Annotated in this window: 23 protein-coding genes; 12 read left to right on the forward strand and 11 right to left on the reverse strand. The window is 63.6% G+C overall.

Going from position 1 to position 23,665, the window contains the following annotated elements; translation table 11 throughout:
- The first annotated feature begins 51 nt into the window (after positions 1 to 51).
- From DEIPE_RS17915 to DEIPE_RS17930, 4 genes are all read left to right on the forward strand, one after another.
- Positions 52 to 390 carry an Asp23/Gls24 family envelope stress response protein gene (locus DEIPE_RS17915; protein WP_015237392.1) on the forward strand — a complete coding sequence of 113 codons (339 nt, stop codon included), beginning with the start codon at positions 52 to 54 and terminating at the stop codon, positions 388 to 390.
- Positions 390 to 902: a transcription antitermination factor NusB gene (nusB, locus tag DEIPE_RS17920; RefSeq protein WP_015237393.1), complete on the forward strand. Its 513-nt coding sequence runs from the start codon at positions 390 to 392 to the stop codon at positions 900 to 902. The genes DEIPE_RS17915 and nusB overlap by 1 nt, the downstream gene beginning before the upstream one ends.
- Positions 899 to 1,780, forward strand: coding sequence for a bifunctional 5,10-methylenetetrahydrofolate dehydrogenase/5,10-methenyltetrahydrofolate cyclohydrolase (locus tag DEIPE_RS17925; RefSeq protein WP_015237394.1), 882 nt, complete (start codon positions 899 to 901; stop codon positions 1,778 to 1,780). Before nusB ends, DEIPE_RS17925 begins: the two co-directional genes overlap by 4 nt.
- Before the next feature lie 84 nt (positions 1,781 to 1,864).
- Positions 1,865 to 2,317 carry a divergent PAP2 family protein gene (locus DEIPE_RS17930; RefSeq protein WP_015237395.1) on the forward strand — a complete coding sequence of 151 codons (453 nt, stop codon included), beginning with the start codon at positions 1,865 to 1,867 and terminating at the stop codon, positions 2,315 to 2,317.
- A 66-nt stretch (positions 2,318 to 2,383) separates the two neighbouring features.
- On the opposite strand, the gene DEIPE_RS17935 is transcribed toward DEIPE_RS17930, so the two are convergent.
- The 3 genes from DEIPE_RS17935 to DEIPE_RS24145 all read right to left on the reverse strand — a co-directional run bounded on the left by DEIPE_RS17935 (position 2,384) and on the right by DEIPE_RS24145 (position 4,294).
- Positions 2,384 to 2,764: an NADH-quinone oxidoreductase subunit 15 gene (locus DEIPE_RS17935; protein WP_015237396.1), complete on the reverse strand. Its 381-nt coding sequence runs from the start codon at positions 2,762 to 2,764 to the stop codon at positions 2,384 to 2,386.
- Between the two features lie 230 nt (positions 2,765 to 2,994).
- A complete protein-coding gene (locus DEIPE_RS17940) occupies positions 2,995 to 3,639 on the reverse strand; it encodes a hypothetical protein (protein WP_015237397.1) in 645 nt (214 codons plus the stop codon).
- A 112-nt stretch (positions 3,640 to 3,751) separates the two neighbouring features.
- A complete protein-coding gene (locus DEIPE_RS24145) occupies positions 3,752 to 4,294 on the reverse strand; it encodes a hypothetical protein (protein ID WP_015237398.1) in 543 nt (180 codons plus the stop codon).
- A gap of 110 nt (positions 4,295 to 4,404) precedes the next feature.
- Here DEIPE_RS24145 and DEIPE_RS17950 point away from each other — a divergent pair, with 110 nt between their 5' ends.
- On the forward strand, positions 4,405 to 6,207 hold the full coding sequence (locus tag DEIPE_RS17950; RefSeq protein ID WP_015237399.1) for an arginine--tRNA ligase: 1,803 nt from the start codon (positions 4,405 to 4,407) through the stop codon (positions 6,205 to 6,207).
- Positions 6,208 to 6,263: 56 nt separating this feature from the next.
- Here DEIPE_RS17950 and DEIPE_RS17955 read toward each other — a convergent pair whose 3' ends face one another.
- Positions 6,264 to 7,043, reverse strand: coding sequence for a methyltransferase domain-containing protein (locus DEIPE_RS17955; RefSeq protein ID WP_015237400.1), 780 nt, complete (start codon positions 7,041 to 7,043; stop codon positions 6,264 to 6,266).
- Between the two features lie 169 nt (positions 7,044 to 7,212).
- Complete coding sequence (gene ileS, locus DEIPE_RS17960) at positions 7,213 to 10,494, reverse strand: isoleucine--tRNA ligase (protein WP_015237401.1); 3,282 nt, start codon at positions 10,492 to 10,494, stop codon at positions 7,213 to 7,215.
- Positions 10,495 to 11,082: 588 nt separating this feature from the next.
- On the opposite strand from ileS, the gene rho reads away from it, so the two are divergent.
- From rho to pepF, 7 genes are all read left to right on the forward strand, one after another.
- The gene (rho, locus tag DEIPE_RS17965; RefSeq protein ID WP_015237402.1) at positions 11,083 to 12,411 is read left to right on the forward strand and encodes a transcription termination factor Rho; all 1,329 of its coding nucleotides are present in this window, start codon (positions 11,083 to 11,085) and stop codon (positions 12,409 to 12,411) included.
- Positions 12,412 to 12,545: 134 nt separating this feature from the next.
- The gene (locus DEIPE_RS17970) at positions 12,546 to 13,931 is read left to right on the forward strand and encodes a peptidoglycan DD-metalloendopeptidase family protein (RefSeq protein ID WP_015237403.1); all 1,386 of its coding nucleotides are present in this window, start codon (positions 12,546 to 12,548) and stop codon (positions 13,929 to 13,931) included.
- 4 nt (positions 13,932 to 13,935) lie between these two features.
- Positions 13,936 to 14,325, forward strand: coding sequence for a response regulator transcription factor (locus tag DEIPE_RS17975; RefSeq protein WP_015237404.1), 390 nt, complete (start codon positions 13,936 to 13,938; stop codon positions 14,323 to 14,325).
- A 93-nt stretch (positions 14,326 to 14,418) separates the two neighbouring features.
- The gene (gene pdxS / locus DEIPE_RS17980; protein WP_015237405.1) at positions 14,419 to 15,300 is read left to right on the forward strand and encodes a pyridoxal 5'-phosphate synthase lyase subunit PdxS; all 882 of its coding nucleotides are present in this window, start codon (positions 14,419 to 14,421) and stop codon (positions 15,298 to 15,300) included.
- A 158-nt stretch (positions 15,301 to 15,458) separates the two neighbouring features.
- Positions 15,459 to 16,061: a pyridoxal 5'-phosphate synthase glutaminase subunit PdxT gene (gene pdxT, locus DEIPE_RS17985; RefSeq protein ID WP_015237406.1), complete on the forward strand. Its 603-nt coding sequence runs from the start codon at positions 15,459 to 15,461 to the stop codon at positions 16,059 to 16,061.
- A gap of 80 nt (positions 16,062 to 16,141) precedes the next feature.
- A complete protein-coding gene (locus DEIPE_RS17990) occupies positions 16,142 to 16,891 on the forward strand; it encodes an alpha/beta fold hydrolase (protein WP_015237407.1) in 750 nt (249 codons plus the stop codon).
- Positions 16,892 to 16,953: 62 nt separating this feature from the next.
- Positions 16,954 to 18,765 carry an oligoendopeptidase F gene (gene pepF / locus DEIPE_RS17995; protein ID WP_015237408.1) on the forward strand — a complete coding sequence of 604 codons (1,812 nt, stop codon included), beginning with the start codon at positions 16,954 to 16,956 and terminating at the stop codon, positions 18,763 to 18,765.
- Positions 18,766 to 18,836: 71 nt separating this feature from the next.
- Here the strand turns inward: pepF and DEIPE_RS18000 are convergent, their stop codons facing one another.
- The 6 genes from DEIPE_RS18000 to DEIPE_RS18025 form a co-directional block, all read right to left on the reverse strand.
- Positions 18,837 to 19,280, reverse strand: a complete 444-nt coding sequence (locus tag DEIPE_RS18000; protein WP_015237409.1) for a type III secretion system chaperone family protein — start codon at positions 19,278 to 19,280, stop codon at positions 18,837 to 18,839.
- A gap of 189 nt (positions 19,281 to 19,469) precedes the next feature.
- Entirely contained in the window at positions 19,470 to 20,018 is a 549-nt protein-coding gene (locus tag DEIPE_RS25310; RefSeq protein WP_015237410.1) for a septal ring lytic transglycosylase RlpA family protein, read from the reverse strand.
- The gene (locus DEIPE_RS18010; protein ID WP_041230983.1) at positions 20,015 to 21,073 is read right to left on the reverse strand and encodes a M24 family metallopeptidase; all 1,059 of its coding nucleotides are present in this window, start codon (positions 21,071 to 21,073) and stop codon (positions 20,015 to 20,017) included. The genes DEIPE_RS25310 and DEIPE_RS18010 overlap by 4 nt, the downstream gene beginning before the upstream one ends.
- Positions 21,074 to 21,204: 131 nt before the next feature.
- Positions 21,205 to 21,588, reverse strand: a complete 384-nt coding sequence (locus DEIPE_RS24150; protein ID WP_157448925.1) for a hypothetical protein — start codon at positions 21,586 to 21,588, stop codon at positions 21,205 to 21,207.
- Between the two features lie 107 nt (positions 21,589 to 21,695).
- Positions 21,696 to 22,409: a triose-phosphate isomerase gene (gene tpiA / locus DEIPE_RS18020; RefSeq protein ID WP_245557566.1), complete on the reverse strand. Its 714-nt coding sequence runs from the start codon at positions 22,407 to 22,409 to the stop codon at positions 21,696 to 21,698.
- A gap of 54 nt (positions 22,410 to 22,463) precedes the next feature.
- Positions 22,464 to 23,630, reverse strand: coding sequence for a phosphoglycerate kinase (locus tag DEIPE_RS18025; RefSeq protein WP_015237414.1), 1,167 nt, complete (start codon positions 23,628 to 23,630; stop codon positions 22,464 to 22,466).
- Between the last annotated feature and the right edge of the window lie 35 nt (positions 23,631 to 23,665).

Consider the following 23,665-nt stretch of genomic DNA (forward strand, 5'->3'; position numbering starts at 1 on the left):
CCAACATCTCGATTTCGAAACTGCCCGAACTGGCGGTGACCAGGAGGACCCGTGGAAATTGAAATTGCCAAAACCGTGCTGTATGACATTGCCTGCACGGCCCTTGACCGTGTCGAGGGACTGGAAGTCGCCAACGCGCCCATCAAGGTAGGCGAGGTGCTCAAGGGGAACAACCGCTCCGCGCGCCGCCCCAAGGCACTCAAGGTCACCCGCGAAGGCGACAGCGTCACGTTCGACATCGGTGTCAACGTGGAGTATGGCCGTAATCTGGTGACGCTGTCGCAGAGCGTGCAGCGCACCATCACCGAAAACGTCGAACTGATGACCGGCCTCAAGGTGCGTTCGGTGAACGTCAGCGTTCAGGGACTGAACCTCCCCAAGGGTGCCTGATGACCAGGCGCCGTGAAGCCACACCCAATTCGAGCCGCCGCGCCTCCCGTGAATTCGCGTTCCGGGTACTTTTCGAGTCGGCACAGGGCCAGTCCACCACCCAGGACACCCTGCAGCGTGCCGAAGGTGCCATGCGAGGGGGTGACGACGCGTACGCCTCCCTTAGCCCTGAAGCGCTCGACTTCGCCCGTTCGCTGGTCAACGGCTACAACGACCACCGCGACGAGGTCGATGGTCTGCTGCGCCGCACCATTCAGGGCTGGAGCTTCAACCAGATGGCGCAGACCGACCTCAACGTGTTGCGGCTGGCAACCTCGGAATTGCTGTACGGCAACCAAAGCGCCCCGCCCGTGATCGAATCGGCAGTGCGCATCGCCCGCAAATTTGGTGGAGACGAGTCGGGCCGCTTCGTGAACGGCGTGCTCGCCAGCCTGGTTCGTGCGCTGCCAGCGCAAGACTCCCGACCCTCACCGGGTGACGAACGCCCGACGGATGAAGAGACCGCGGAGTGAGCGCGCGCGAGCTGCGTGGAGGTCCCGCCGCCGACGCCCTGCTGGCCGACGCTCGGACGCGCCTGTCTGACCTTTCGGCCACGCCACACCTGCACGTCATTCGGCTGGGCGAGGATCCCGCCTCGGTCAGCTACGTCCGGCTGAAAGACAAGAAGGCGCGTGAGATCGGCCTGCACTCGACGGTTCACGCTCTGGGTGAAGAGACTTCCGAAGAAGCGCTCCTCGAACTGATCGGCACGCTCAACCACGACGAGCACGCGCACGGCATCCTGGTGCAGCTTCCCCTGCCGCGCCACGTGAGCACCGAGCCGGTGATCGCCGCCATCGATCCCTTTAAGGACGTCGACGGCTTTCATCCCAGCAACGTCGGTTCGCTCTGGAGTGGATTGCCGGGACTGCCTCCCTGCACGCCCGCCGGCGTGATGGCGATGCTGGCACACTACGGCATCAGCGCGGCCGGTCGGCGCGCGGTGATCGTGGGCCGCAGCAACATCGTCGGTAAACCGCTTGCGGCGCTGCTGCTGCGTGCCGACGCGACGGTCACCATTGCTCACTCGCGAACTCCTGACCTCGCACAGGTGACACGTCAGGCCGATCTGCTGTTCGCGGCCGTGGGGCGCGCCGGGCTGATCACGCCTGAGATGGTGCAGGAAGGCGCGGTGGTGGTCGACGTCGGCATCAACCGCGTCCGTGGTCCGGAGCGCGACCGGCTGGTGGGCGACGTCCATCCGGACGTGGCCACCGTGGCCTCGGCCATGACGCCCGTACCGGGCGGAGTCGGGCCGCTTACGGTGGCGCAGTTGCTGGCCAATACCGTCCGCGCGGCAGAGCTGCAGCACTACCAGCGTCACGCGGCGCTGCGGCAGGCCACACCGTGAACCGGTACACTGCGAGGGGCGTCCTCGCCGTGCGTTGCCTGTCTCATCGGTGCACGGAAATCTCTCGACCCAGGCGAATCACTTATGCTGGAACTGATTCATAACAAGTGGCTGTGGACTGCCGTGTTCGCCTCGACGGGTGCGCAGGTGATCAAGGTGCTGCTGATCCTGCTTTTTGAGCGCCGCTGGCGCCCCGACAAATTCATGGAAACGGGCGGCATGCCTTCCAGCCACACCGCCATGGTCTCGGCCCTGTCGACCGGGATCGGGCTCACCGCCGGGACGGGCAGTCCGCTCTTTGCGATTACGGTGGTCTTTTCGCTGATCGTGATCTACGACGCCACCGGGGTGCGCCATTCGAGCGGCATGCAGGCGCGGATGCTGAACGAACTGATAGAGGAGTTGCGCGAAGTCGTGCGCGAGGGCTTCGCGCCGCGCCCATTGCGGGTATTGCTGGGGCACACGTACCTGGAAGTGCTGGTCGGGGCCATCCTCGGGGTGCTCGCCGCGATGACCGCTTTTGTCTGGCTCGGCTGAAGGCAGGCAGAACGCAATGAACGGGAGGCAGCCCGACCGCTGCCTCCCGTTCATGCTGTTGCCGTGCTAACGGCCAGCCACGCCCATCAACGCGCCATCGAGAATGGCAAAGAGCCGCTCACGCGTAAAAGGCCGCTTGCCTTCCAGCAGGCCGGAGTCACCCGCGTGCAAATGCCAGTGCTTGCTGCCGCCCATCAGGCGCAGCTGCACACCCTTGAGCCGGACGTGCCGGGGCGACACGGCCGCAATCAAGAGGGGCTGGCCGGGGTGCCCGACGCCCGCGCTCGCCACGGTGGTCGGCAGGTCGTAGGGCCGCTCCATGCGGTAGATGTAGTCGGGAAAATCCGAAATCTTTTCGTAAGAGAGCCCGTGCTGCTGGGCATAATCCTGCATCCACCCGAGCAAGTCGATCCACTGCTGATACAAGGCCGTGTCGTTGTGTGCCATTTCGTCAAGTGTAACAAATCACGAGCCAGAAGCGTGGTTCACACGTCGCGGCGCTCGGCCAGCGTGGGCGCACAGACAACTGTCATTGCCTCGGTAGCGTTGTGGGGCAGGTCGGTTTCTCGGCAGTGTTTCCGAGTACCTTTGAAGCCGCGTCCGAGAACCCAGGAGTGATGTTTACGCCCAGGCAGACCCAAGCACTCAGTCAACCTGCAGCAAGGTCGACACACGTGTCAGCTGGCTGGGTAATCGAGCAGATTGACGCCGGTATCGGGGTTTGGACCGACCAGAGTACACACGCTATACACGGGAATGTTGATGGTTGAAATCGCCTCGGTCAGCGTGCGGGATCCCTGATCAGAATAACCATGCACGCGTGCCGTAAAGCGGCCGTTGCCGTTGACCTGATTTGCAGGCTCTACGGTGACACGTTTGATGTTGCGGACCACGGGGGTGGGCGTGATGGCCTGAATGCCCACCGGGGGTACACTGGCCGGGAGCATTCCGCCACTCGTCGAGGAGTCGGCGGTGAAGACGACGGCGTAGGTATTGTTGCCGTAAGCCCGGAAGTTGTCCGTGTTCGTGCTGTCGACTTTTATGCTGAAATTCTCGTCGCGCACTCCGTTCGTTTCGCCTTCGAGACGAACTTCCAGGGCACTGAGCGCGCCCCGCGCTTCCACGGTGACCCGCACCTGGGTCTGGGTTGCCGCAGGTCCGCTGGCCCCCTCCACAGAGTTGCAGCCGACAAAATTATTGTTGGCAAGCTGATACTCGGTGATCGCGCGGACGTTTCGGACTTCGAGACGGTTGTCGGGAGTGGTGCTGCTGCAACCGGCGATGAGGCCGGCCAGGCAAAGAGAGCTCAAGGGCTTGTACATACCCCATTCTTGGAGCAGAGACCTGACGAGGGGTGACAATGCCCTAAATTTTTCTCGGGTATAGAGAAGCAGCGCCCAGAGGCGCTGCTCAAACAGATGCAACAGGCGTTTATCAGGAAGGACAGTTATCTACGACCGGAATGTAGTTCGTGAGCAATTCTCCGGTACGGCTACCCGTCGAAGTTTTGGCGACCATCACCACTCTGGTGGCCCCGATCACGTTGGCTGTGGGTACGACGACGATTGCCTGTGATGTGAGATGGGTTTTTTCTACCGAGAGAGGTACTGAGGTGGCCGGGGTCTGGAAGGAAATTGAAATGTTGCTTCCGGAGTCTGTCGAGCGGATATTCGTCATGCTGGTATTTTTCTGTCCAGCCGACCCTTCCAGCAGGACGTCCACCGAGTGAATATCACCGAAGTAGCCGAAACTCAGTCTCATTGGCGTCGCGCGGTCGTCGCAAATCACCGGTCCGGAATACGTGCTGCTACCGATGAACTGTTGATAGTTCGAGGGGACGTTTGCCTTGTCGACAGTGTAGTCACTTTGCAATGAAACGCTGCTTCGGTCGATAACCAGTTGGGCGTTCGAGGAGACTCCAGCACCACAAGAACTCAGCAGCGCGGTGATGCCGAGAAGTGAAAGAATATTCTTCATGCTTCTACTGTGACGGGTTAACCTGACGGCAACGTGACAGGGAGATCAAGCGCGGCCACCAAGGACTGGTGCTCCGTTAGAGCGAGACGACTTTGATAAGATTTCTCACTATGGACGTAAAAGCGCAACTCAAAACTGCCGTGGAGGCCGCCGCGCAGCACCTCGGCGCGAGCATCGAGGCGGTCATTCAGGAAACCCCGCCCGACAAGCCGGGCGATTACGGCACGCCCGCCGCCTTTCTCCTCGCCAAGGCTTTACGGCAAAACCCCGCGCAGATTGCCCAGCAGCTGGCGGCGAGCGTGGAGCTTCCTGCCACCGTGGCCCGCGCTGAAGCGGTCGGTCCGTACCTGAACTTTTTTCTCGACGCCGCTGAGTTCGTGCGCGGCGTGGTGCAGGGGCCGGTCACGCCGGAGCGCAAAACAGGCAAGGTGATCGTGGAGCACACCTCGGTCAATCCCAACAAGGAACTGCACGTCGGTCACCTGCGTAACGTGGTGCTGGGCGACAGCATGGCGCGCATCTTCCGGGCCGCCGGTTACCCGGTCGAGGTACAGAACTACGTCGATGACACGGGGCGCCAGGCGGCCGAGTCGATCTTCGCGCGCCGCCACTATGGGGTGACGTACTCGGGCCCTCAGAAATACGACCACTGGCTGGGCGAACTTTACGTGAAGCTGAACGCCGATCCACTGAAGGCGGAACTCGAAGGCGGTATCCGCGAGGTGATGCACCAGCTGGAAGCGGGCGAGCTGCGCGACGAAGTCGAGGATGTGCTGCGCTCGAATCTGCAGACCTGCTACGCGCTGGGTGCCGAGTATGACTTGCTGGTGTGGGAGTCGGACATCGTGGGAAGCGGTTTTTTGCAACGTGCCATGGACATTCTGGAGGCGAGCCCTTACTGCTCACGCCCCACCGAGGGCAAGTACGCCGGCGCTTTTGTCATGGACATGTCCGAATTCATTCCGGGCCTCGAGGACCCCATGCTGGTGTTGCAGCGCAGTGACGGCACGGCAACGTACACCGCCAAAGATATTGCGCAGCAATTCTGGAAGTACGGTCTGTTCGAAGGCCTGAAGTACCGTGAATTCGAAGCGCAGCCGAGCGGCAAGACGCTTTGGACCTCCCATCCGGCGGGTGAGGAAAGTCGCCGTTTCGCACATGCGTCAGAGGTCATCAACGTGATCGACGACCGCCAGAGTCACCCGCAGACCATCGTGAAGGCGGCGCTGGCAGTGGCGGAATGCAACGAGCAGTCCGAGCGCAGCGTTCACCTGGCGTACGGCACCGTGCTGCTCGAAGGGCAGACGATGTCGGGTCGTAAAGGCATCACGCTCAGTGTCGATGAAGTGCTGGAAGAAGCCCAGGCCCGTGCACGCGCGGTGCTGGGCGAGCGCGAGCTGGCCGACGCTGCCGAGGTTGCGCGGGTGGTCGGTATCGGAGCGCTTCGCTTTGCGATGCTCAAGAGCGAGCCGACACGTCAGATCGACTTTCGCTGGGATCAGGCGCTCGCCTTGCAAGGCGACACCGCTCCCGTCATTCAGTACGCAGCCGTGCGCGCCGGCAAGATCGTCCAGAAAGCGCGTGAAGCCGGGTTCTCGCCCCAGGCCGCCGACTGGTCACAACTTACCGACCTCGAGACGGGGCTGGCGCGCGTGATTGCCCGCTCACACGACGTGCTGGAATCGGCGGTGCGTCTGCACTCGCCGCACGTGGTTGCGCAGTACGCGCTGGATCTGGCGGGGGCGTTCAATGCCTGGTATAACCACAAAAACAGCGACGGCAAATTCGACACCAACGTGATGGCAAGCCCTGCCGGGTTGCGAGAAGCCCGGTTGGCCCTGGTCGAACGGATGCACTTCGCGCTTGTGGACACTCTCGGGTGGCTGGGCATCGACGTGCCGGCTGAGATGTGATGCGATGAGCGCGGCAGGCAGGAGTGGTCCTTGCGCCCCTGCCTGCCGTCGCGCACTTACGGCTTGTGTGCTGAGAACAGCGTGCGTTTGAAGGCATAAAAGACCGGGCCGCCGGGCCACTCGCGCCACAGCCGCGCGCGGTAGGCTTCACGGAACGGGTCTTGGAGTTCCATCGGCAGGCGCTCAAGGTACGGCACGAGGGCCGTTCCGGAGACCCAGTCGAGCACGCCGTCGGCGCCATCGAGCACCACCGGATAGATTTTTTCAAACGCGGTGATCTGTCGGGCGCCCAGCCCGAACAGCAGTTCGGCGTATTCGACGATGCCGAGCACGGGCGATTGACGTCCCACCGGCGCGCTGCCCTGACGGGTCCAACCATGCAGGGCGCCCGCAAAGGGCTCTTTCCGCGCTGTCTCGGCGAGCAGCCGGTGTGAAGGATGGTCGTGGTTCGAGGGGACCTGCACGGCCAGCTGGCCGCCCGGTCGCAGCAGCTTCCATAACCGGGTGATCAACGCTGGATGGTCGGAAAGCCACTGCAGGGCCGCATTTGAAAAAATCAGGTCGGCCGGTTCGGCGAAATCCTCGATGCGACCGAGTTGGAAGGTGACCCGGGCGTGGCGCTGCGTGTAGGCGCGCGCCAGCATGTCCGGAGAACTGTCCAGACCGGTGATGAGGCTTGCTGGCAACTGGTCGGCAAGTCGGCAGGTCAGCTCGCCGGTACCACAGCCCAGATCAACGGCTTGCACCGGCTCGCCTTTCACGAGCGCCACCAGATCGAAGAAAGGCGCAGAACGTGCCTCCTGAAAGCGGTGATACAGGTCGGGATTCCAGGGCATGCCTACATGGTAGCTCCCCCCATCGACCGCTTGTTGTTACTGAGGTAGATACAACAAGTGCCAATTGATCGACAATCGAATGACTAAATAAATCACGAGCCCGATCTATCGTGAAAATAATCACTAGAGACCCATAACGATGACCAGCGAAATGCTGGCCATCGATTCGTCAGATTCGGCGAAGGTGAGCGCTGCCGCCCTCGACCTCCGAGGTGTACTCCGACGAAGCGGGCGGCTCGTTCGTCAAAGACAACTGCTCGGCCAGTGTCTCGGCGGCTATCAGCTCACGCCACGCCTGCGCGGCCTCGCGGGCATCGCCTTCCAGCTGCAGTGAAAGCTCGATCCGGTCCGACACCGCGAACCCCGCTTTTTTCCGGGCGTCCTGCACACCGCGCACCAGATCGCGGGCCAGGCCCTCCAGGACCAGTGCGCGCGTCAGGGCGGTGTCGAACGCCACCAGGTATCCGGCGTCCTCGGCTGCAGCAAGTCCCTCCGGGCTCTGCGCGTCGACCAGGACCCCGTCAGGAGAGAGTTCGAAAGTCGCCTCACCCGCGTTCACCGTAAAATTCAGGCCGTCGCGAACCGAGCGCGCCACCGCGGCGCTGTCCGCTTCGGCCAGTGCCTGCCTGAGCAGCGGAATCTGCTTTCCATACTGCTTACCCACCACCGGCAGGTTGGGCCGCAGGGTGTAGCGCACCACGGAAGCGTACTGGTCGAGCAGCTCGACCTCCTTGACGTTCAACTCTTCGCTGATCTGCTCACGAAAACGCCCCAGCGCTGCCGTCTCGTCGGCGCTCCGGGCACGCAGCAGCACCCGCTGCAGCGGCTGGCGGGTCTTGAGGTTGTGCTGGCCGCGCACGGCCCGGCCAAGATCCACCACTTTCAGCACGGCGGCCATTTCACGCACCAGCCCCTCGTCGAAGCGTGCGGCGTTAAACACTGGCCAGTCGCACAGATGCACCGATTCCGGTGCGCCGGCGCCTTGCGACAAGGCCAGGTTGCGGTACAGCGCATCCGCCAGGAAGGGCGTGAAAGGGGCGCTCAGTTTGCTGATGGTCACCAGCGCCTCGTGTAGCGTCGCGTAGGCGGCCAGCGAGTCGGCGCGCTCCTGGTTTTCACCGCCGCGCCAGAAACGGCGGCGGTTGCGCCGCACGTACCAGTTGGACAACTCCTCGACAAAACGCTCCAGCGCCCGCGCGCCGCCCCGGGCGTCATACGTCTCCAGCGAGGCTGTCACGTCGCGAATCGTTTCTTCCAACCGTGACACGAGCCAGCGGTCGATTTCCGGACGCTCGGGCAACGGCGGCGCCTCGTTCAGACGCGGAGCGTCGATGTTGGCGTACAGCGTGAAAAAGCTGTACACGTTCCACAGCGTGTTGACGTAATTGCGCTGGGCTTCCCCCACCAGACGCTCCGAGAAGCGCTTCTGGTCACCTGGCTCAGAGGCGGTGAACATGTACCAGCGCACGCTGTCGGCACCGTATGCGTCGAACAGCGGAATGGGCTGCACGACGTTGCCCTTGGATTTGGACATCTTCTTGCCGAATTCGTCGACGATGTGCCCCAGGCAGATCACGTTCTTGTAGGCCGGCGAGTCGTACAGCAGCGTGCTGATGGTGTGCAGGCTGTAAAACCAGCCGCGCGTCTGGTCGATCGCCTCACAGATGAAATCGGCCGGGAAATGCCGTTCGAACTCTGCGGCGCCCGAAGTCGCCACGCCGCCGTCCAGCAGCAGATGCCACTGCGCGTAAGGCATGCTGCCCGAGTCGAACCACACGTCAAGCACCTCCGGAACGCGCCGGTAGAGCTGCCCACCGCGCTCGAAGGTGATGTCGTCGATGTAAGGACGGTGCAGATCGAGTTCGCTCAGGTCGCGCCCGGCCAGCGCCGAAAGTTCTTTCACGCTCGACACACAGACGTAATCGCTGCCGTCCTCGCTGACCCAGAAGGGGAGAGGCGTACCCCAGTAGCGCTCGCGGCTGATGGCCCAGTCAACATTGCCTTCGAGCCATTTGCCGAAACGGCCATGCTTGATGTTGCCCGGCACCCAGTTGATCTTTTCGTTCTGCTCGACCAGCTTGGAGGCCATCTGCTGGGTGCGGACGTACCACGATGGCTTGGCAAAATACAGAATCGGGTCACCCGTGCGGTCGTGAAACGGGTAACGGTGACGGAACGTGCCCGCCCAGTACATCAGCCCGCGTTCCTTGAGATCGCGGATCAGGCCCTTGTCGGCGTCCTTGAAGAACTGCCCACGCTCATGCGTGACCTGCATGATGCCGTGGTCGTCGGTGCCGAAGACCATCGGCGTTCCGTACGCGCGGCTCAGCTCCAGATCCTCGGCGCCATAGACGGGCGCTTCGTGCGCGACACCCGAGCCGTCCTGAGCGCTCACGAACTCGGCGAGCGCCACGAAGTGCATGCGCCCCTCCACCCCCAGCTCTTTCACGACGTCGGGAAAAGGCTGGCTGTAGCCCCAGAATTCCATGTCCCGTCCTCTGAGGGTCGCCAGTACCGACAGGGCCTCCTCTTTCGGGCGCAGCGACGACAGGCGCTCGACGGCCTCCTCGGCCACGATGACCGGCCCGACCGGAGAGGAGCACACCGCATACGTGAGTTCCGGATTCACGGCCGCCATGGTATTGGAAGGCAGGGTCCACGGCGTGGTGGTCCACACGACCAGCGCGAGCCCGTCGAGTGCCTCGAGGTCCACGCCTTGTGAAGTGAGCGCCTCACGGACCGCGCTGGGCGTGGTGTCGAGCTTGAGCGGAAAGCGCACGTAGACGCTGGGGTCGTCGACTTCCTTGTAGCTGTCTTCTTCGCCCAGTTCCGCTTTGGAGAGGGTCGTCGAGATGCGAGGGCTGAGCGGCACGACCTTGTAGTCCTGCGTGATCAGGCCCCGGTCCCACAGGCGGCGCAGCAGATTCCATACCGACTCGATGTAGGCGTTGCGGTAAGTGATGTAGGCGCCTTCCAGGTCGACCCAGTAACCGAGGCGCTCGGTGAAGTAATTCCAGTCCTGAATGGTCGTCCAGACCGACTCGCGGCACAGCCGGTTGAATTCTTCGAGTTCCTCGCGCGAGGCGCCGTGGTTGCGTCCCTGCAATCCCAGCTTCTTCTCGACGCTGATCTCGACGGGCAGACCGTGCGTGTCCCAGCCGCCCTTGCGGGTGACGTGGTAGCCCTGCATCGAGCGGAAGCGGGGAAAGAGGTCTTTGAACGAGCGCGCCAGCACGTGGTGCAGCGCGGGCTGTCCGTTGGCGGTGGGCGGTCCCTCGTAAAACACGAATTCCGGCCCCCCCTGACGCACGGAACGCGCGAAGATGTCACGCTCCTTCCAGAATTCGAGAATGCCGCGTTCAAGCTCGCGAAAGTTCGGCTGTGATGCCACGTCCTGAAAGAGTGCTCCGCCCGTTCTGGGGGCGTTGGTGTCCGCTGTTTTCTGACTCATGCCGCTCCTCTTCTCAACCAAAATCTTCCGTATCTCGCAACGACAAAACAACACGCCCCAGCCTGCTGCTGGGGCGTGACTTGCACTTCACGCGGTACCACCCAACTTCACCCCGACCGGTCGGGGCCTCGTGCACTCTCTGTCGTGAAGTGAAACGGTCCGTTCTACTGCGCGCCGCAGCGCGGTTCCTCGGACGGCGCGAAAGGTGATCTTCGGCGCGTGCCTGCCATCGGGCTTTCACCGTCCCCGACTCGCTGAGGGTGGCTTTCGCGCGTACTCGTCCTTCCGGTCGCCTGCCTGAGCGAGGTTCTGGCGAGCCGGAACCTCGCTACATGCTAAAGTGCATCTTTGCGCCCGTCAACGCCACCGCTTACCGTACAATGCACGTAAAGGGGCACCGAGCAGGCGGGCGCCTCCGTTCGCGTCCACCGTCCCGCAGGCGTTTCTCGCCCGAGCACGTACGGTGGCCATTTCGAAGACGACGCTCCCAAACGTTCCGACATCCCCTCACCGGCGCCGCATTTCAGCTGCTCCGCACGACCGTCAAGCCAGGCAGCCTGAAGGCCGCGCCAAAGGACACAAACGCACATGATGGACCCTCAGACTCGCCATGAACATACGCGCCGCGACGAATCGCGCCGGGCCGAAGGCCGCGACGAAGGCCTGAAGTTTCAGGACCTGCAGCAGAAGATCCTGCCCGAACTGCACCTGATTGCCGCCGGGCTGGGCATCGACAATTACCGCAAGCTCAAAAAGGACGCGCTGGCCTTGGCCATTCTGGAGCGCCAGGCCGAAAGCCAGGGCCAGGCGCTGGCGCGCGGTTTCCTGGAAATTGCGGCCGACGGCTACGGCTTTCTGCAAGACGACCTGCTGTCCGTCGAGTCGCGCAGCGTGCTGGTTTCGGCGGGTCTGATCAAGCAGTATCAGCTGCGCACGGGTGACGAGGTCATCGGACGCGCCCGGCCCCCCCGTGACAACGAACGCTACGGTACCCTGCAGCGCGTGGAGGCGGTCAACGGCCTCGATCCACAGGCAGCCGCTGCCCGTCCGCGTTTCGACGACCTGACCCCGACTTTTCCCGACCGTCAGCTGGTTCTCGAAGATCCCCTGATGGACGATGGGCACGCCCTGCGGGTGGTCGATCTGCTGGTGCCCATCGGCCTGGGGCAGCGCGGCCTGATCGTCGCGCCTCCCAAAGCGGGCAAGACGACCCTGCTCAAAAAGATCGCCAACAGCATCGTCAAGAATTATCCGGACATCACGGTGATCGTGCTGCTGGTCGACGAACGCCCCGAGGAAGTCACCGACTTTCGGGAAAGCGTGCAGGGCGCACAAGTGGTGGCGAGTACGTTTGACGAGCCGCCCCAGAACCACGTGCGGGTGGCCGAGTTCGTGCACGAGCGGGCACGCCGCATCGTGGAGGAAGGAGGTCACGTGGTGATTCTGCTGGACTCGATCACCCGCCTCGCGCGCGCCAACAACCTGGTCACGCCGCCCACGGGCCGGACGCTGTCGGGGGGGCTCGATTCAAACGCCCTGCATTGGCCCAAGCGGTTTCTGGGTGCGGCCCGCAATATCCGTGGCGGCGGGAGCCTGACCATCCTCGCGACTGCCCTGGTGGAAACCGGTTCGCGCATGGATGACGTGATCTTCGAGGAGTTCAAGGGGACCGGCAACATGGAAATGGTGCTGTCGCGCCGCCTCGAGGAGCGCCGCATCTTTCCGGCCATGGACATCCTCAAGTCCGGCACCCGCCGTGAGGAGCTGCTGCTCAAGCCGGACGTGCTGCACAAGACCTGGCTGCTGCGTAAAGTTATCTCCGACATGGACCCCGCCGAGGCGATGGACATGATGCTGGGCCGCATGGGCAAGACTGCCAACAACGCCGAATTTCTCGCAACGCTTGCCGCGCGCTGAGAGCGCGGCAAGCGTTGTGCATGAACCGGTCATCGTGAAGCGGTGACCGGTTTTCAGCGGTTTTCTCGCTTTTATGAGTCACTTGTGTCCATCTTTACATCGGTTACTCATAAATTAAGGTTTATGATGACTCGGTGGTTTCTTCTTTATTTCGGCCTCGGGGCCTGGCTGCACTCGCGCTGGCGTGCAGCCTCAGCAGTGCGAGTGCAGAAATTTCACTTTTGCCCCCGCTCGATCTGAGCAGCCCCGCGCTGACCTTTCGGCTGCAACCAGAATCTTCCAACGAACGCGGCGTGGTGCACGTCACCTTGCAACAGGGTGAGCGTGCGCGTGACGTGGCAGCAGCCTACGGCGTGGGCGCGGCGGAACTTGGCGTCGATCCTGACCGGCCCCAGCCCGCCGGCGCCGTGCTGCGTGTGCCGCTGCGCAGCGGGCCACAAGCGCGCCGCCTGCCACCGGGAGTCCAGGTCTACCGGGCGCGAGCGGGCGACACCCTCGAGAAAATCGCGCGCCGGTTTCAAATGTCGAGCCTCGCGCTTGTCAGCGCCAACCTGGAACGCCAGAGCCTCGATGATCTGAGCATTGGCGAGGAAATATTTGTGCCCAGCATGTCCCAGGGGCTGGTGGTGCGCCTCAAGGACGGTCAGGACCTGCTGCAGTTGAGCAGATACTACGGCGCGGACGTGGTCGAGGTCGCGCGCGTCAATGCCATCAATTCGCCCACCGAAGTCGGCGTGGGTGACTATGTGCTGTTGCCCGGGGTCCAGGCCACCCGCCATATGAACGAACTGCTGGAGCGGCGCGAGCGCGCGCAGGAAAACGAGCGTCGGCGTGAAGCGCTCGCTCGCTATGAGCGTTATGTCGCCTACCAAAAGGGCGTCGAGCGCCGACGTCTGCAGGCCAAATACGAAGCGCAGGCCCGTTTCGAGCGCTATCAGCGGTGGCTCAGGAGTCCCGAGCGGGTGGCCCTGCAGGAAAAATACGACCGTCAGGCTCGCTACCAGCAGGACCTGGCTCGCCGGGCACAGGAAAAAGCGGCCGCCCTGGCGCAGGCAGAGAATGAAAAAGCTGTCACATCCGAGTTGCAGGACAGCGCCCTGCGCACCCCTACCGGGGTACTGCGCCGTGCCGCCTTTCACGGTGGTGACGTGTCGTGGCCCATGCGGAATTTTCGCCTGACCTCACGTTTCGGCGAGCGCGACATCGAGTTTCACCAGCAGTTTTTTCATGGTGGCATCGATCTCGCGGCACCGTATGGTACGCCCATCTACGCCGCGACGGCCGGGGTCATTCATCAGAGCGGACACGGTGATTACGGGCTCAATGTCTGGGTCGGCAGTGGCAACGCGATGCTCATCTACGGCCACATGAGCCGTACGGCCGTCACCAGCGGTCAGCGCGTGGAACGGGGTCAACTGCTGGGATACGTCGGGTGCACGGGTGTATGCACCGGGCCGCACCTGCACTTCGAGGTGCGCATCGATAATACGCCCGTTGATCCCATCGGTTTGTTACCATGAGGGCGTGCCCCCTTTAGGCCGGGTGCTCGTCGTTGATGACGAGCCTCAACTTCTCGAGTTGCTCTGTCTTACCTTGCAAATCAATGGCTACGCGGTCGACGCGGCGCCTGACGGTCCTCGGGCGCTGGCACTCGCGCGCACGCACACGTTCGATGTGGCGATTCTCGACGTCGTGATGAGTCCCTGGAGCGGTTTTGATACCGCCGAGCGATTGCGTGAGCTTCCGCAGTCGCCTCGCATTCTGTTTCTGACCGGGCTGCACGACCAGGCCAGCACCGAGCGTGGCCTCGAATTGGGCGAGGCGTACCTGACCAAGCCCTTTCGGCCCGCCGAACTGCTCGCGCGTCTGCGCGCCATCACCGCCCCCTCCCCGGACCGCTCCGGGCGGGCCTAGCGCCGCCGGTCAACTTCCACAGGGAAAACTGGTCCCTTCATATTTGCAAAACTGGCCCTACGCAGGGGGCCAGTTGCGTCTTATGCTGGTTTCATGGATACAGGTACTTCTCGTGTAAAGACCGGCTTCGCGGAAATGTTCAAGAACGGCGTGATCATGGACGTGGTCACCCCTGATCAGGCCCGCATCGCGGAAGCGGCCGGAGCGACTGCCGTGATGGCCCTCGAACGGGTTCCCGCCGATATTCGCGTGCAGGGTGGTGTGGCGCGCATGAGCGACCCTGAGATGATCAAAGGCATCATCGAGGCCGTGAGCATTCCGGTCATGGCCAAGGTGCGCATCGGGCACTTCGTGGAAGCGCAGATTCTGCAGGCCATCGGCGTGGACTTTATCGACGAATCCGAAGTGCTCACCCCGGCCGACGAGAGTTACCACATCGACAAGGCTCCCTTCAAGGTGCCCTTCGTCTGCGGTGCCAAGAACCTCGGCGAAGCACTGCGACGTGTAGGCGAGGGGGCCAGCATGATCCGGACCAAAGGAGAGGCCGGCACGGGAAATGTCGTCGAAGCCGTTCGCCACGCCCGGACCGTGCTGGGTGAGATCCGGGCCATTCAGGCCCGTCCGGTTGAGGAACTCATGACAGTGGCGCGCGATTTGCAGGCGCCGTACGACCTGGTGCGTTTCGTGCACGAGCACGGCAAGCTGCCGGTCGTGAATTTCGCCGCCGGCGGTGTGGCCACGCCTGCCGACGCCGCGCTGATGATGCAGCTCGGCCTCGACGGCGTGTTCGTCGGCAGCGGAATTTTCAAAAGCGGTGACCCGGAGAAGCGCGCACGCGCGATCGTGAAGGCCGTGACGCACTTCAATAACCCCGACGTGCTGGCCGAGGTGAGCGAGAACCTCGGCGAACCGATGGTGGGAATCAACCTCGACCATCTGCTGCCCGAGGAGAAGCTCGCGTCACGCGGCTGGTAAAGCGGCCCGAGCCTCAGCGGTCAGCTTGAACTGACCGCTGCATGCTTTGTGCCACTTCACCTCTGTTGACTTCCTCACTCCGGTCGGCGCGGCTCGTCTTGCGTCGCCCAACCCTCAGGGCCGCACCGGATCAGGAACGCACGCTCCACGGAGAACATATGAACATCGGAGTACTGGCGCTGCAGGGCGCCTTTCGTGAACACCGCAGGTTGCTCGAACAGCTTGGCGCGAGCGTGCGGGAGGTGCGCCTCCCAACTGACCTGCAGGGTCTGTCGGGATTGATCATTCCGGGCGGAGAATCCACCACCATGGGCAAGCTGATGCTCGACTACGGACTGCGCGAACCGTTGCGTGCGTTTGCCGCGCAGGGGCATGCCGTCTGGGGAACCTGCGCGGGCGCCATTCTGCTGGCACGCGACATTCGGGGAGTACCGCCCCAGTTCGGCACGCAGCCCAGCCTTGACCTGCTTGACATGACGGTGCGCCGCAACGCGTTCGGACGTCAGGTCGATTCTTTCGAGGAGTCGCTGCAGATCGAGGGCCTCGAGTCGAGTTTCCCGGCAGTGTTTATCCGCGCGCCGGTGATCGAGTCGGTGGGCGCGCGAGTGAACGTACTGGCACGCCACCAGGGGCAGATCGTGCTGGTTCGGCAAGGCGCCCTGCTCGCCAGCTCCTTTCATCCCGAGCTGACCCACGACACACGGCTGCACGAACTGTTTTTGAAAGTGGCCCGTGCCCCGCTTCTCACGCCCAGCAGATGACCTGCCTCCTCGCGTGAGGCGCCCGCAAGCCTCAAGCTTGCCTTCAAGAACCCGTGCCCGATTCTGGCTATCGTAAGCGCGTGGCCCGCCGCACCTACGAATTCTTCGCCGAGAACGGCCGTCAGATCACCTCGACGGTGAGCGGCAGCGGCCCGCCGCTCATCCTGGTGCACGGTCTGTCAGGCTCGCGTCGCTGGTGGCGGCGCAATCTCAGCGCCTTTGAAACACATTACACGGTGTACCGGCTGGAACTGATCGGTTTTGGGTACGCGCGGCGTCAGCGTCCGGTGCCGCTGGCGCACAGTGCCGCCATCATCGCGCGCTGGATGGAGCATGCACACATTGAACGGGCTCACGTGCTGGGACACTCGATGGGCGGCCACATCTGTCTGCACCTGGCGGCCCGCTTTCCCGAGCGGGTCGACAAATTGATCCTGGCGGCCACGACCGGGCTGCTGCGCGGTCAATGGTGGCGCATGGCGCTGCAGCTTCCACGCGTCGCCGTCAATGGTCACCTCGACTTCGTGCCCGTCGTGACGACCGACGCACTGCGCGCCGGGCTGTTCAATCTCTACCGTGCCGGGCGCGAACTGCTCAGCGACAATACGAGCGAATTGCTGTCTCAGGTGCAGGCGGAGACCCTGGTGATCTCCGGCGGACGTGACTTGCTGGTGCCACCCTCACTGGGGCTGGAACTCTGCTCGCAACTGGTTCACGGCGAACACGTGCTGCTGGAACGGGCCGGGCACGTGGTGATGTGGGACGCACCCGCCGAATTCAACGAGGCCGTCTTGCGTTTCCTGCGTCAACCGAGCGGAGACCTGCCTTGACCGCCGCGGACAGACCCTTCGTCGGTCGCCGTCGATCGTCGATCGCGTTAAGATAAGCCGCCATGACCACTGTCCTGCCAAAGCGCGCGGAGCTTGACGTGCGCACGACCTGGAACCTCGAACGTCTCTTCGCCACCTCCGACGCCTGGGAGCAGGAATTCGCTCAGGTGCAACAGGAATTGCCCTCTTTGCGCGCTTTTGCCGGTCAGCTGGCCGACGCCGAAACGGTCGCGCGTTTCTTCGCGGCCCAGGAGGCGCTGGCGTTGCGTGTCGCTCGGTTGTTCACCTACGCCAGCATGGCCGCTTCGGTGGACGCGCTTGACGTGACTGCCAGCGCCCGGCGCGAGCGGGCGGCCAGCCTGCAGAGCCTGCTGGCCGCCGCAGGGGCCTTTGCCGAGCCCGAATTGCTCTCGCTGAGCGCAGGGACCCTGAATTCCTGGGCGGCGTCTGCGGAACTGCGTTCGTACGCACAGGTCTTTCGCAATCTGGAACGCCAGCGGTCTCACGTGCGCAGTGCCGAGGTCGAGGAGCTGCTCGGCCTGGTGCGCGGTCCTTTCGCGGCGGCGCGCACGATTCACCCCACCCTGGTCAACACCGACCTCGACCTCGGGCAGGTCGGAGACGTCAAGCTGGGTCACGGAAACATCGATGCGCTGACGAGTAGCGTGGACCGGGAAGTGCGCCGTTCCGCCTGGGAAGCGTACGCTGACGCGCACCGCACGGCGCAGCACACCATGGCCGCGTGTCTTTCTGCGGGCGTAAGGCAGGATGTCTTCGCCGCGCGGGCGCGACGCTACGACAGCTCTCTCGCCGCGGCCTTGGCGCCCAACAACCTTCCTACCGGCGTGTTTCATGCCCTGATCGAGACGTACCGTCGGCACCTGCCGACCTGGCATCGTTACTGGCAGGTGCGTTTGCGGTGGCTCAACGAGCGACAGGGACTGGGCCTCAGCCGGCTTCGTGAGTACGACGTCAAGGCGCCGCTCAGCCCGGAAGCACCGAGCGTGCCGTACGCTCAGGCGACCGAATGGCTCGCCGCGGGCATGGCCCCGCTGGGAAGCGAGTACGTCGAGGTGATGCGAGCGGGGCTGACCACGGAACGCTGGGTCGACATCTATCCCAACGCCGGCAAACGTCAGGGCGCGTACTCCAGCGGCGTTCCCGGTGGTCTGCCTTACATCTTCATGAGCTACCGTGACAACCTGCAGGGGCTTTCGACGCTGGCGCACGAGATCGGGCACTCGATGCATTCGTATCTGACCTGGCAGCACCAGCCTTATGCCTACTCGCGCTACAGCCTGTTCGTGGCCGAGGTCGCGAGCAACTTCAATCAGGCCATGGTTCGCCGCCACCTGTTCGCCACCCAGCCCGGCGTGAACTTTCAGATCGCCCTGATCGAAGAAGCCATGAGCAACTTTCACCGCTATTTCTTCGTGATGCCGTCCCTGGCCCGCTTCGAACTGGAGATTCACGAGCGCGTCGAGCGCGGAGAAGCCCTCTCGGCGCCACAGCTGAACGACCTGATGGCCGACCTTCTGCAGGAAGGCTACGGCGACGCCGTCGAAGTCGACCGCGAGCGCAGCGGGCTCACCTGGGCGATGTTCTCGACACACCTGTACAGCAACTTCTACGTGTGGCAGTACGCGACGGGCATCAGCGCCGCGCACGCCCTGCTGGCGCGCTTCGACACCGATGCGCAGAGGGCCCGCGAGGATTATCTGGAGTTTCTGCGTGCGGGCAGCTCCCGTTATCCGCTGGACGCCCTGCTCGGCGCTGGGGTCGACATGCGCAGCGGCGAGGCCGTCGAGCAGACGTTCGGGGTGCTCGACGGCTACATCGACCGGCTCGAAGCGCTGCTCGACGCCGGCGCCTGATTCTCGCGGCCGGGAAGCGCCGCCAAAGAAGCGGGGCGAGGGAACGTGTTCCCTCGCCCCGCTTGCTCCGTTCAGGCCTGTGGGGTGGGCGGCACGCCCTCCAGGGTGGCGTAGTCATCCTGGAAATGCATCAGCACGCCGCCGAACAGCGTGTCGAAGGTGTCCTGCGGGAATTCCATCAGGGTGGGGTAGAAGCCGACGTATTCCAGCCAGACGTTGCCGTCCCCGTCGATCGAGCGGCTGAAGGCGCGCTCGCGGTTGCGGCCGTTGAGCAGGTCCATGACCTCGTCCTTGCGGCCAGTGTACTGCTTTTGGGTGACGCAGGTGATTTCGAGGCGGCTCGTGTTGTTGGGGCCGTCGTTGACGCTGACCAGCACGGCCGCGTCACCCATCTCGAACTTCCAGCCCATGCGGATGAAACGCTGGCCGTTTTGCTCTTCGATGTCGAGGATGACTTCCTTGTCCTTGAGGTACTTCGCGACGGTGTCAAGCGTCAGCAGGGCGGTATCTGCCATAACTAAATCCTCCTGAATGTGCACCGCGAAGGGTGCGTTGGGTGTGCTCGGCTCGCGGTCGGGACAAGAGTGACCAAGCCCGTAAGCGACTTGCTCGGTGCCCGAACGATTCTACACGATGGCAGCCAGGCACGCGGCTCACGTTCATGTCGACCGTCAGTTTACCGGACGACGGGCGTTCTGTCCGGTTCACGGTTTGCGCAGCGCGAATCCCGGCACGCCCAGCACTTCCAGCGTGACGGGCGCCACGCCCTCGTTCAGGATGTCGAGCTCACGGGCCGCGTCCATCGACAGGTCCACGATCCGCTCCGGGCGGTTGAACGGTCCACGGTCGTTGATTTTCACGATGACACTTTTGCCGCTGCGCTGATGCGTCACCCGGACCATCGTGCCAAACGGCAGCGTGAGGTGAGCGGCAGTCATGCTGGTCTGGGCGTCCCGTTGGCCGGTGTAGTACACCGCGAATCCCCGTTGCCAGACCTTGGTCGTGACCGGCGACGCCGTCATCGTCTCCGGCCTTGCTCCGCCGTCCGTTTCGTGGACTGCGAAGTCGAGCCGCTGCCCGACCTGTAGGTCGGCGCTCTCCAGCGCGTTCAGTTTCAGCAGCTCTGCCACGCTGAGTCCGTTCGCCCGCGCGAGCGACCAGGCCGTGTCGCCCGGTCGAACGCGGTAAGAAGCGTGATCGGTCGCGGCCCAGGTGCAGGCGGCCAGACCCAGACTGACCAGCAGAATTCTCACAGGCCTTCTTTCGTGGCGCCTGAAAGCACCTCGTACCCCTCGTCGGTGACCAGCACCAGATCCTCGATGCGCACGCCACCGAACCCGGGCAGATACACGCCGGGCTCGATGGTGACGAGCATTCCGCTTTCCAGTACGTCCTCGCTGCTGGAACTGAGTCCTGGTCGCTCGTGAACTGCCAGGCCGATGCCGTGTCCCAGCGAGTGGGCGAAATACTGGGCGAGGTCGTGCCGTGCAAGGATCTCGCGGGCATGAGCGTCGAGATCGGCGGCGCGTACCCCTGGTCGGACCAGCTGCACGCAGGCTTCCTCGGCTTCCAGTACGGTCCGGTACAACCGGCGCAGCTCGCCGGAAACGGAGCCCACGGCCAACGTGCGGGTCATATCACTGTGGTAGCCGTGGAGGCGCGCTCCCATGTCAATCGTAACAAGTTCGCCGTCCTGAATGACTTTTTCGGAGGCGGCGCCGTGTGGCATGGCGCCCCGCTCACCGGAGGCGACGATGATCTCAAAGGCGCTGCCTTCGGCTCCTCGTCGGCGCATGGCGATTTCGAGGTCGAGCGCCACGTCGATTTCACGTCGGCCGGCCAGGATTTGTGGGCGCACCTCTTCGTACGCTTCGTCGGCGATGCGTACCGCGCGGCGGATCAGCTCGATTTCCTCTGGCGATTTGCGTTGCCGCAGCGATTCGAAGAGACCAGTTGTGGGAGCGAGCGGGCGCTCGAACGCTTCTTCCAGGAGGGCAAGGCCGGCGACGGTGACGTGATCGGCCTCGAAACCCAACCGGCCTTCGCCGAGCTGCTCGCGGGCGTGGGCGTACATTTCCCGGTCGGCATTCGATCGTGGCGGAGCACCGATGAAGTGCGGAATTCTCGACTCCTGCGCGGCCTGTGCGGTATATCGCGCGTCGGTGTACAGCGTGGCTCCGCTTGCGGTCAGCAGGATCCTGGCGTCTGCCGGGCTCGAGAATCCGCTCAGCAGCCGCACGTGTTCAGGACGCGTCACCCACAGGGCAGTGAGTCCCTCGGAGGCCAACAGGTCAGCAAATTGTGACATGGATCGAATCATAACATGCGGGCCGATGTCGACTACTCGTTGCATAAAGTTTTCACGAGACCCGAATATCGTGAAACAATTCACTAGCACCGAGTGGCTCGTCTTCTGTAATAGAAGTTGTGCCACTCCCATTAGCGACGTCGACGGATCAGCCACAACAGGAACGACGCCAGCGCCACGACCAGAATCAGGTTGAACAGCAAGCCCAACAGCCCCCAGCCCGCGCCATACCCCAGACCGAAAAAGCCATAGGGATTCAGCCCAAAAAAGGGCAGGAAAAAGAAATGACCACGAAAGCCCGGATTGATCGGCCGAACGGTCGAACGGGGAAACAGGCGCGGTTGCACCCGGTTGGGAACAATCGGCGTGGGCGAGCGGTAACTCGGCGTACGGTACGGCGTTCGGTAGCTGCGTGAGCCCCCGAAGCCTCCACCACTGCGCCCGCGGGCGTCGGCCAGCGCGCTCACGAGGGTCAGCAGCGCCAGCAACAGGGCAACCAGGGAACGGTTCATCACGGTCAACTACGAGTCTAGCGGCCTCACCGTTGCCGAATGGCGCGCCTGCAGCATCCATGAAGAAGGGGCAGGGGCAAGTGCCACGCCCCTGCCCCTTCTTCGCCCGGTCAGCCGAGGGCAGCCAGCATGCCCAGCACGCTGGGCAGTTCGAGGCTCGCGCCGCCCACCAGCGCCCCGTTGACATTGGGCTGCCCGCAGATTTCGCGCACGTTGTCGGGCTTGACGCTGCCGCCGTACAGCACCCGAATCGCCGACGCCGCCTCGCCGTAGAGTTCGTGCAGCGTTTTGCGAATCGCGCCCGCCATCTCCTCGGCGTCGGCGGCCGTGGCCGTGCGGCCGGTGCCGATGGCCCACACCGGCTCGTAGGCGATCACCAGCTGCGACGGGTCACCATCCACCCGATTCAGGCTGCCACGCAGCTGCGTCAGCGTCACGTCGATATGGCGGCCTGCTTCACGGATCTCGAGCGCTTCGCCGACACACACGATCGGCACCAGGCGCGCTCCCTGCGCCGCGCGCGCCTTCGCCGCCACGGTGTCGTCGCTTTCGCCGTGCATGGTGCGCCGCTCGCTGTGTCCTGTGATCACGTAGCGTGCACCCAGATCGCTCAGCATCGCCGCGCTGATTTCACCGGTGTACGCGCCCGAGGCGTGCGCGCTCAGATCCTGGGCGCCAAAGGCCACACCGCTGCCGTACAGATCGGAAGCCAGAAACGCCAGGTGGGTGGCGGGCGCCAGCACCGCGACCTCCGCCTGTGTGGCGGGCAGCTCCTCTTGCAATGCCTTGGCCCAGGGGCCAGCTTCCGAGGGAAGTTTGTTCATCTTCCAGTTGAGGGCCAACAGTATCGGTGGTTTGCTCGCGGTCATTGTTTTACCTTACCCGAGGGCGACCACGCCGGGCAGTTGCTGGCCTTCGAGCAGCTCCAGGCTGGCGCCGCCGCCGGTGGAAATGTGGCTGATGCGGGCGGCCTGACCGCTCTTGTTGATGGCGCTCACCGAGTCGCCGCCCCCCACGACGGTGTACGCACCTTCCAGTTCGGCAACGGCGTCCGCGATGGCGTTGGTGCCTTCGGCAAAGGCAGCAAACTCGAACACGCCCATCGGCCCGTTCCAGAAAACAGTTCTGGCGCCCTGCAACGCCCGGGTGTAGCGCCGGCGCGTCTCGGGACCGATGTCGAGGCCTTGCCAGCCTTCTGGAATACGATCGGCGGGCACCACCTGCGTGCTGGCATTTTCTGCAAAGCGGTCGGCGGCAATCACGTCAATTGGCAGCTTGATCTTCTCACCGAACTCGCTCAGCAGCCGGCGAGCCAGATCGAGCTGGTCGTCTTCGTGAATGCTTTCGCCGATCGTTCCGCCGCGCGACTTGATAAAGGTGTAAGCCATCCCACCTCCGATCAGCATTTTGTCGACTCTGGGCAGCAAGTTTTCGATGACCTTGATCTTGTCGCTGACTTTGGCGCCGCCGATGATCACCACGTAGGGTGACTCGGGACGTTCGAGGAGGTTCGAGAGCGCCTGGACTTCCTTGTGCATCAGAAAGCCCGCGGCGTGCGGCAGCAGGGCCGCCACACCGCTGACGCTGGCGTGCGCACGGTGCGCGCTGCCAAAGGCATCCAGCACGAAAACGTCGGCGAGCGAGGCGAGCTTGCGCGCGAGTTCCGGATCGTTTTTCTCCTCGCCGTTCTCGAACCGCACGTTTTCCAGCAAGGCCACTTCGCCGCCCTGCAGATTCTGCAGGGCCTGAGCGGTGTCCGGGCTGGCGGGGTTGGACGGAATATACCGGACGGGGCGGCCCAGCAGCGCCTCCAAGGCGGCCGCGGCGGGTGCCAGGCGGTACTTGTCCTCAGGACCGTTTTTGGGGCGGCCCATGTGGCTCATCAGGATGACGGCCGCACCCTCGTCGAGCAGAAACTCCAGGGTGGGCAGGCTGGCGTCGATGCGGGTGGCGTCCTGAATCTGACCGTTTTTGACGGGAACGTTGTAGTCCACACGAACCAGTACGCGCTTGCCGCGCACGTCGATGTCTTTGAGGGTGTTCACAGGTCCTCCCGAAGGTAAGAAGGTAAATCGTAGGC

It is taken from the genome of Deinococcus peraridilitoris DSM 19664 (genome assembly GCF_000317835.1).
Taxonomy (GTDB): Bacteria; Deinococcota; Deinococci; order Deinococcales; family Deinococcaceae; genus Deinococcus_A; species Deinococcus_A peraridilitoris.

Bases quoted from the DNA above. Each gene is read 5' to 3' on its own strand.
- nusB (WP_015237393.1), top strand. From the start codon at position 390: ATGACCAGGCGCCGTGAAGCCACACCCAATTCGAGCCGCCGCGCCTCC.
- DEIPE_RS17930 (WP_015237395.1), top strand. From the start codon at position 1,865: ATGCTGGAACTGATTCATAACAAGTGGCTGTGGACTGCCGTGTTCGCC.
- DEIPE_RS17935 (WP_015237396.1), bottom strand. From the start codon at position 2,764: ATGGCACACAACGACACGGCCTTGTATCAGCAGTGGATCGACTTGCTC.
- DEIPE_RS17940 (WP_015237397.1), bottom strand. From the start codon at position 3,639: ATGTACAAGCCCTTGAGCTCTCTTTGCCTGGCCGGCCTCATCGCCGGT.
- DEIPE_RS24145 (WP_015237398.1), bottom strand. From the start codon at position 4,294: ATGAAGAATATTCTTTCACTTCTCGGCATCACCGCGCTGCTGAGTTCT.
- DEIPE_RS17950 (WP_015237399.1), top strand. From the start codon at position 4,405: ATGGACGTAAAAGCGCAACTCAAAACTGCCGTGGAGGCCGCCGCGCAG.
- DEIPE_RS17955 (WP_015237400.1), bottom strand. From the start codon at position 7,043: ATGCCCTGGAATCCCGACCTGTATCACCGCTTTCAGGAGGCACGTTCT.
- ileS (WP_015237401.1), bottom strand. From the start codon at position 10,494: ATGAGTCAGAAAACAGCGGACACCAACGCCCCCAGAACGGGCGGAGCA.
- rho (WP_015237402.1), top strand. From the start codon at position 11,083: ATGATGGACCCTCAGACTCGCCATGAACATACGCGCCGCGACGAATCG.
- pdxS (WP_015237405.1), top strand. From the start codon at position 14,419: ATGGATACAGGTACTTCTCGTGTAAAGACCGGCTTCGCGGAAATGTTC.
- pdxT (WP_015237406.1), top strand. From the start codon at position 15,459: ATGAACATCGGAGTACTGGCGCTGCAGGGCGCCTTTCGTGAACACCGC.
- pepF (WP_015237408.1), top strand. From the start codon at position 16,954: ATGACCACTGTCCTGCCAAAGCGCGCGGAGCTTGACGTGCGCACGACC.
- DEIPE_RS18000 (WP_015237409.1), bottom strand. From the start codon at position 19,280: ATGGCAGATACCGCCCTGCTGACGCTTGACACCGTCGCGAAGTACCTC.
- DEIPE_RS18010 (WP_041230983.1), bottom strand. From the start codon at position 21,073: ATGTCACAATTTGCTGACCTGTTGGCCTCCGAGGGACTCACTGCCCTG.
- tpiA (WP_245557566.1), bottom strand. From the start codon at position 22,409: ATGAACAAACTTCCCTCGGAAGCTGGCCCCTGGGCCAAGGCATTGCAA.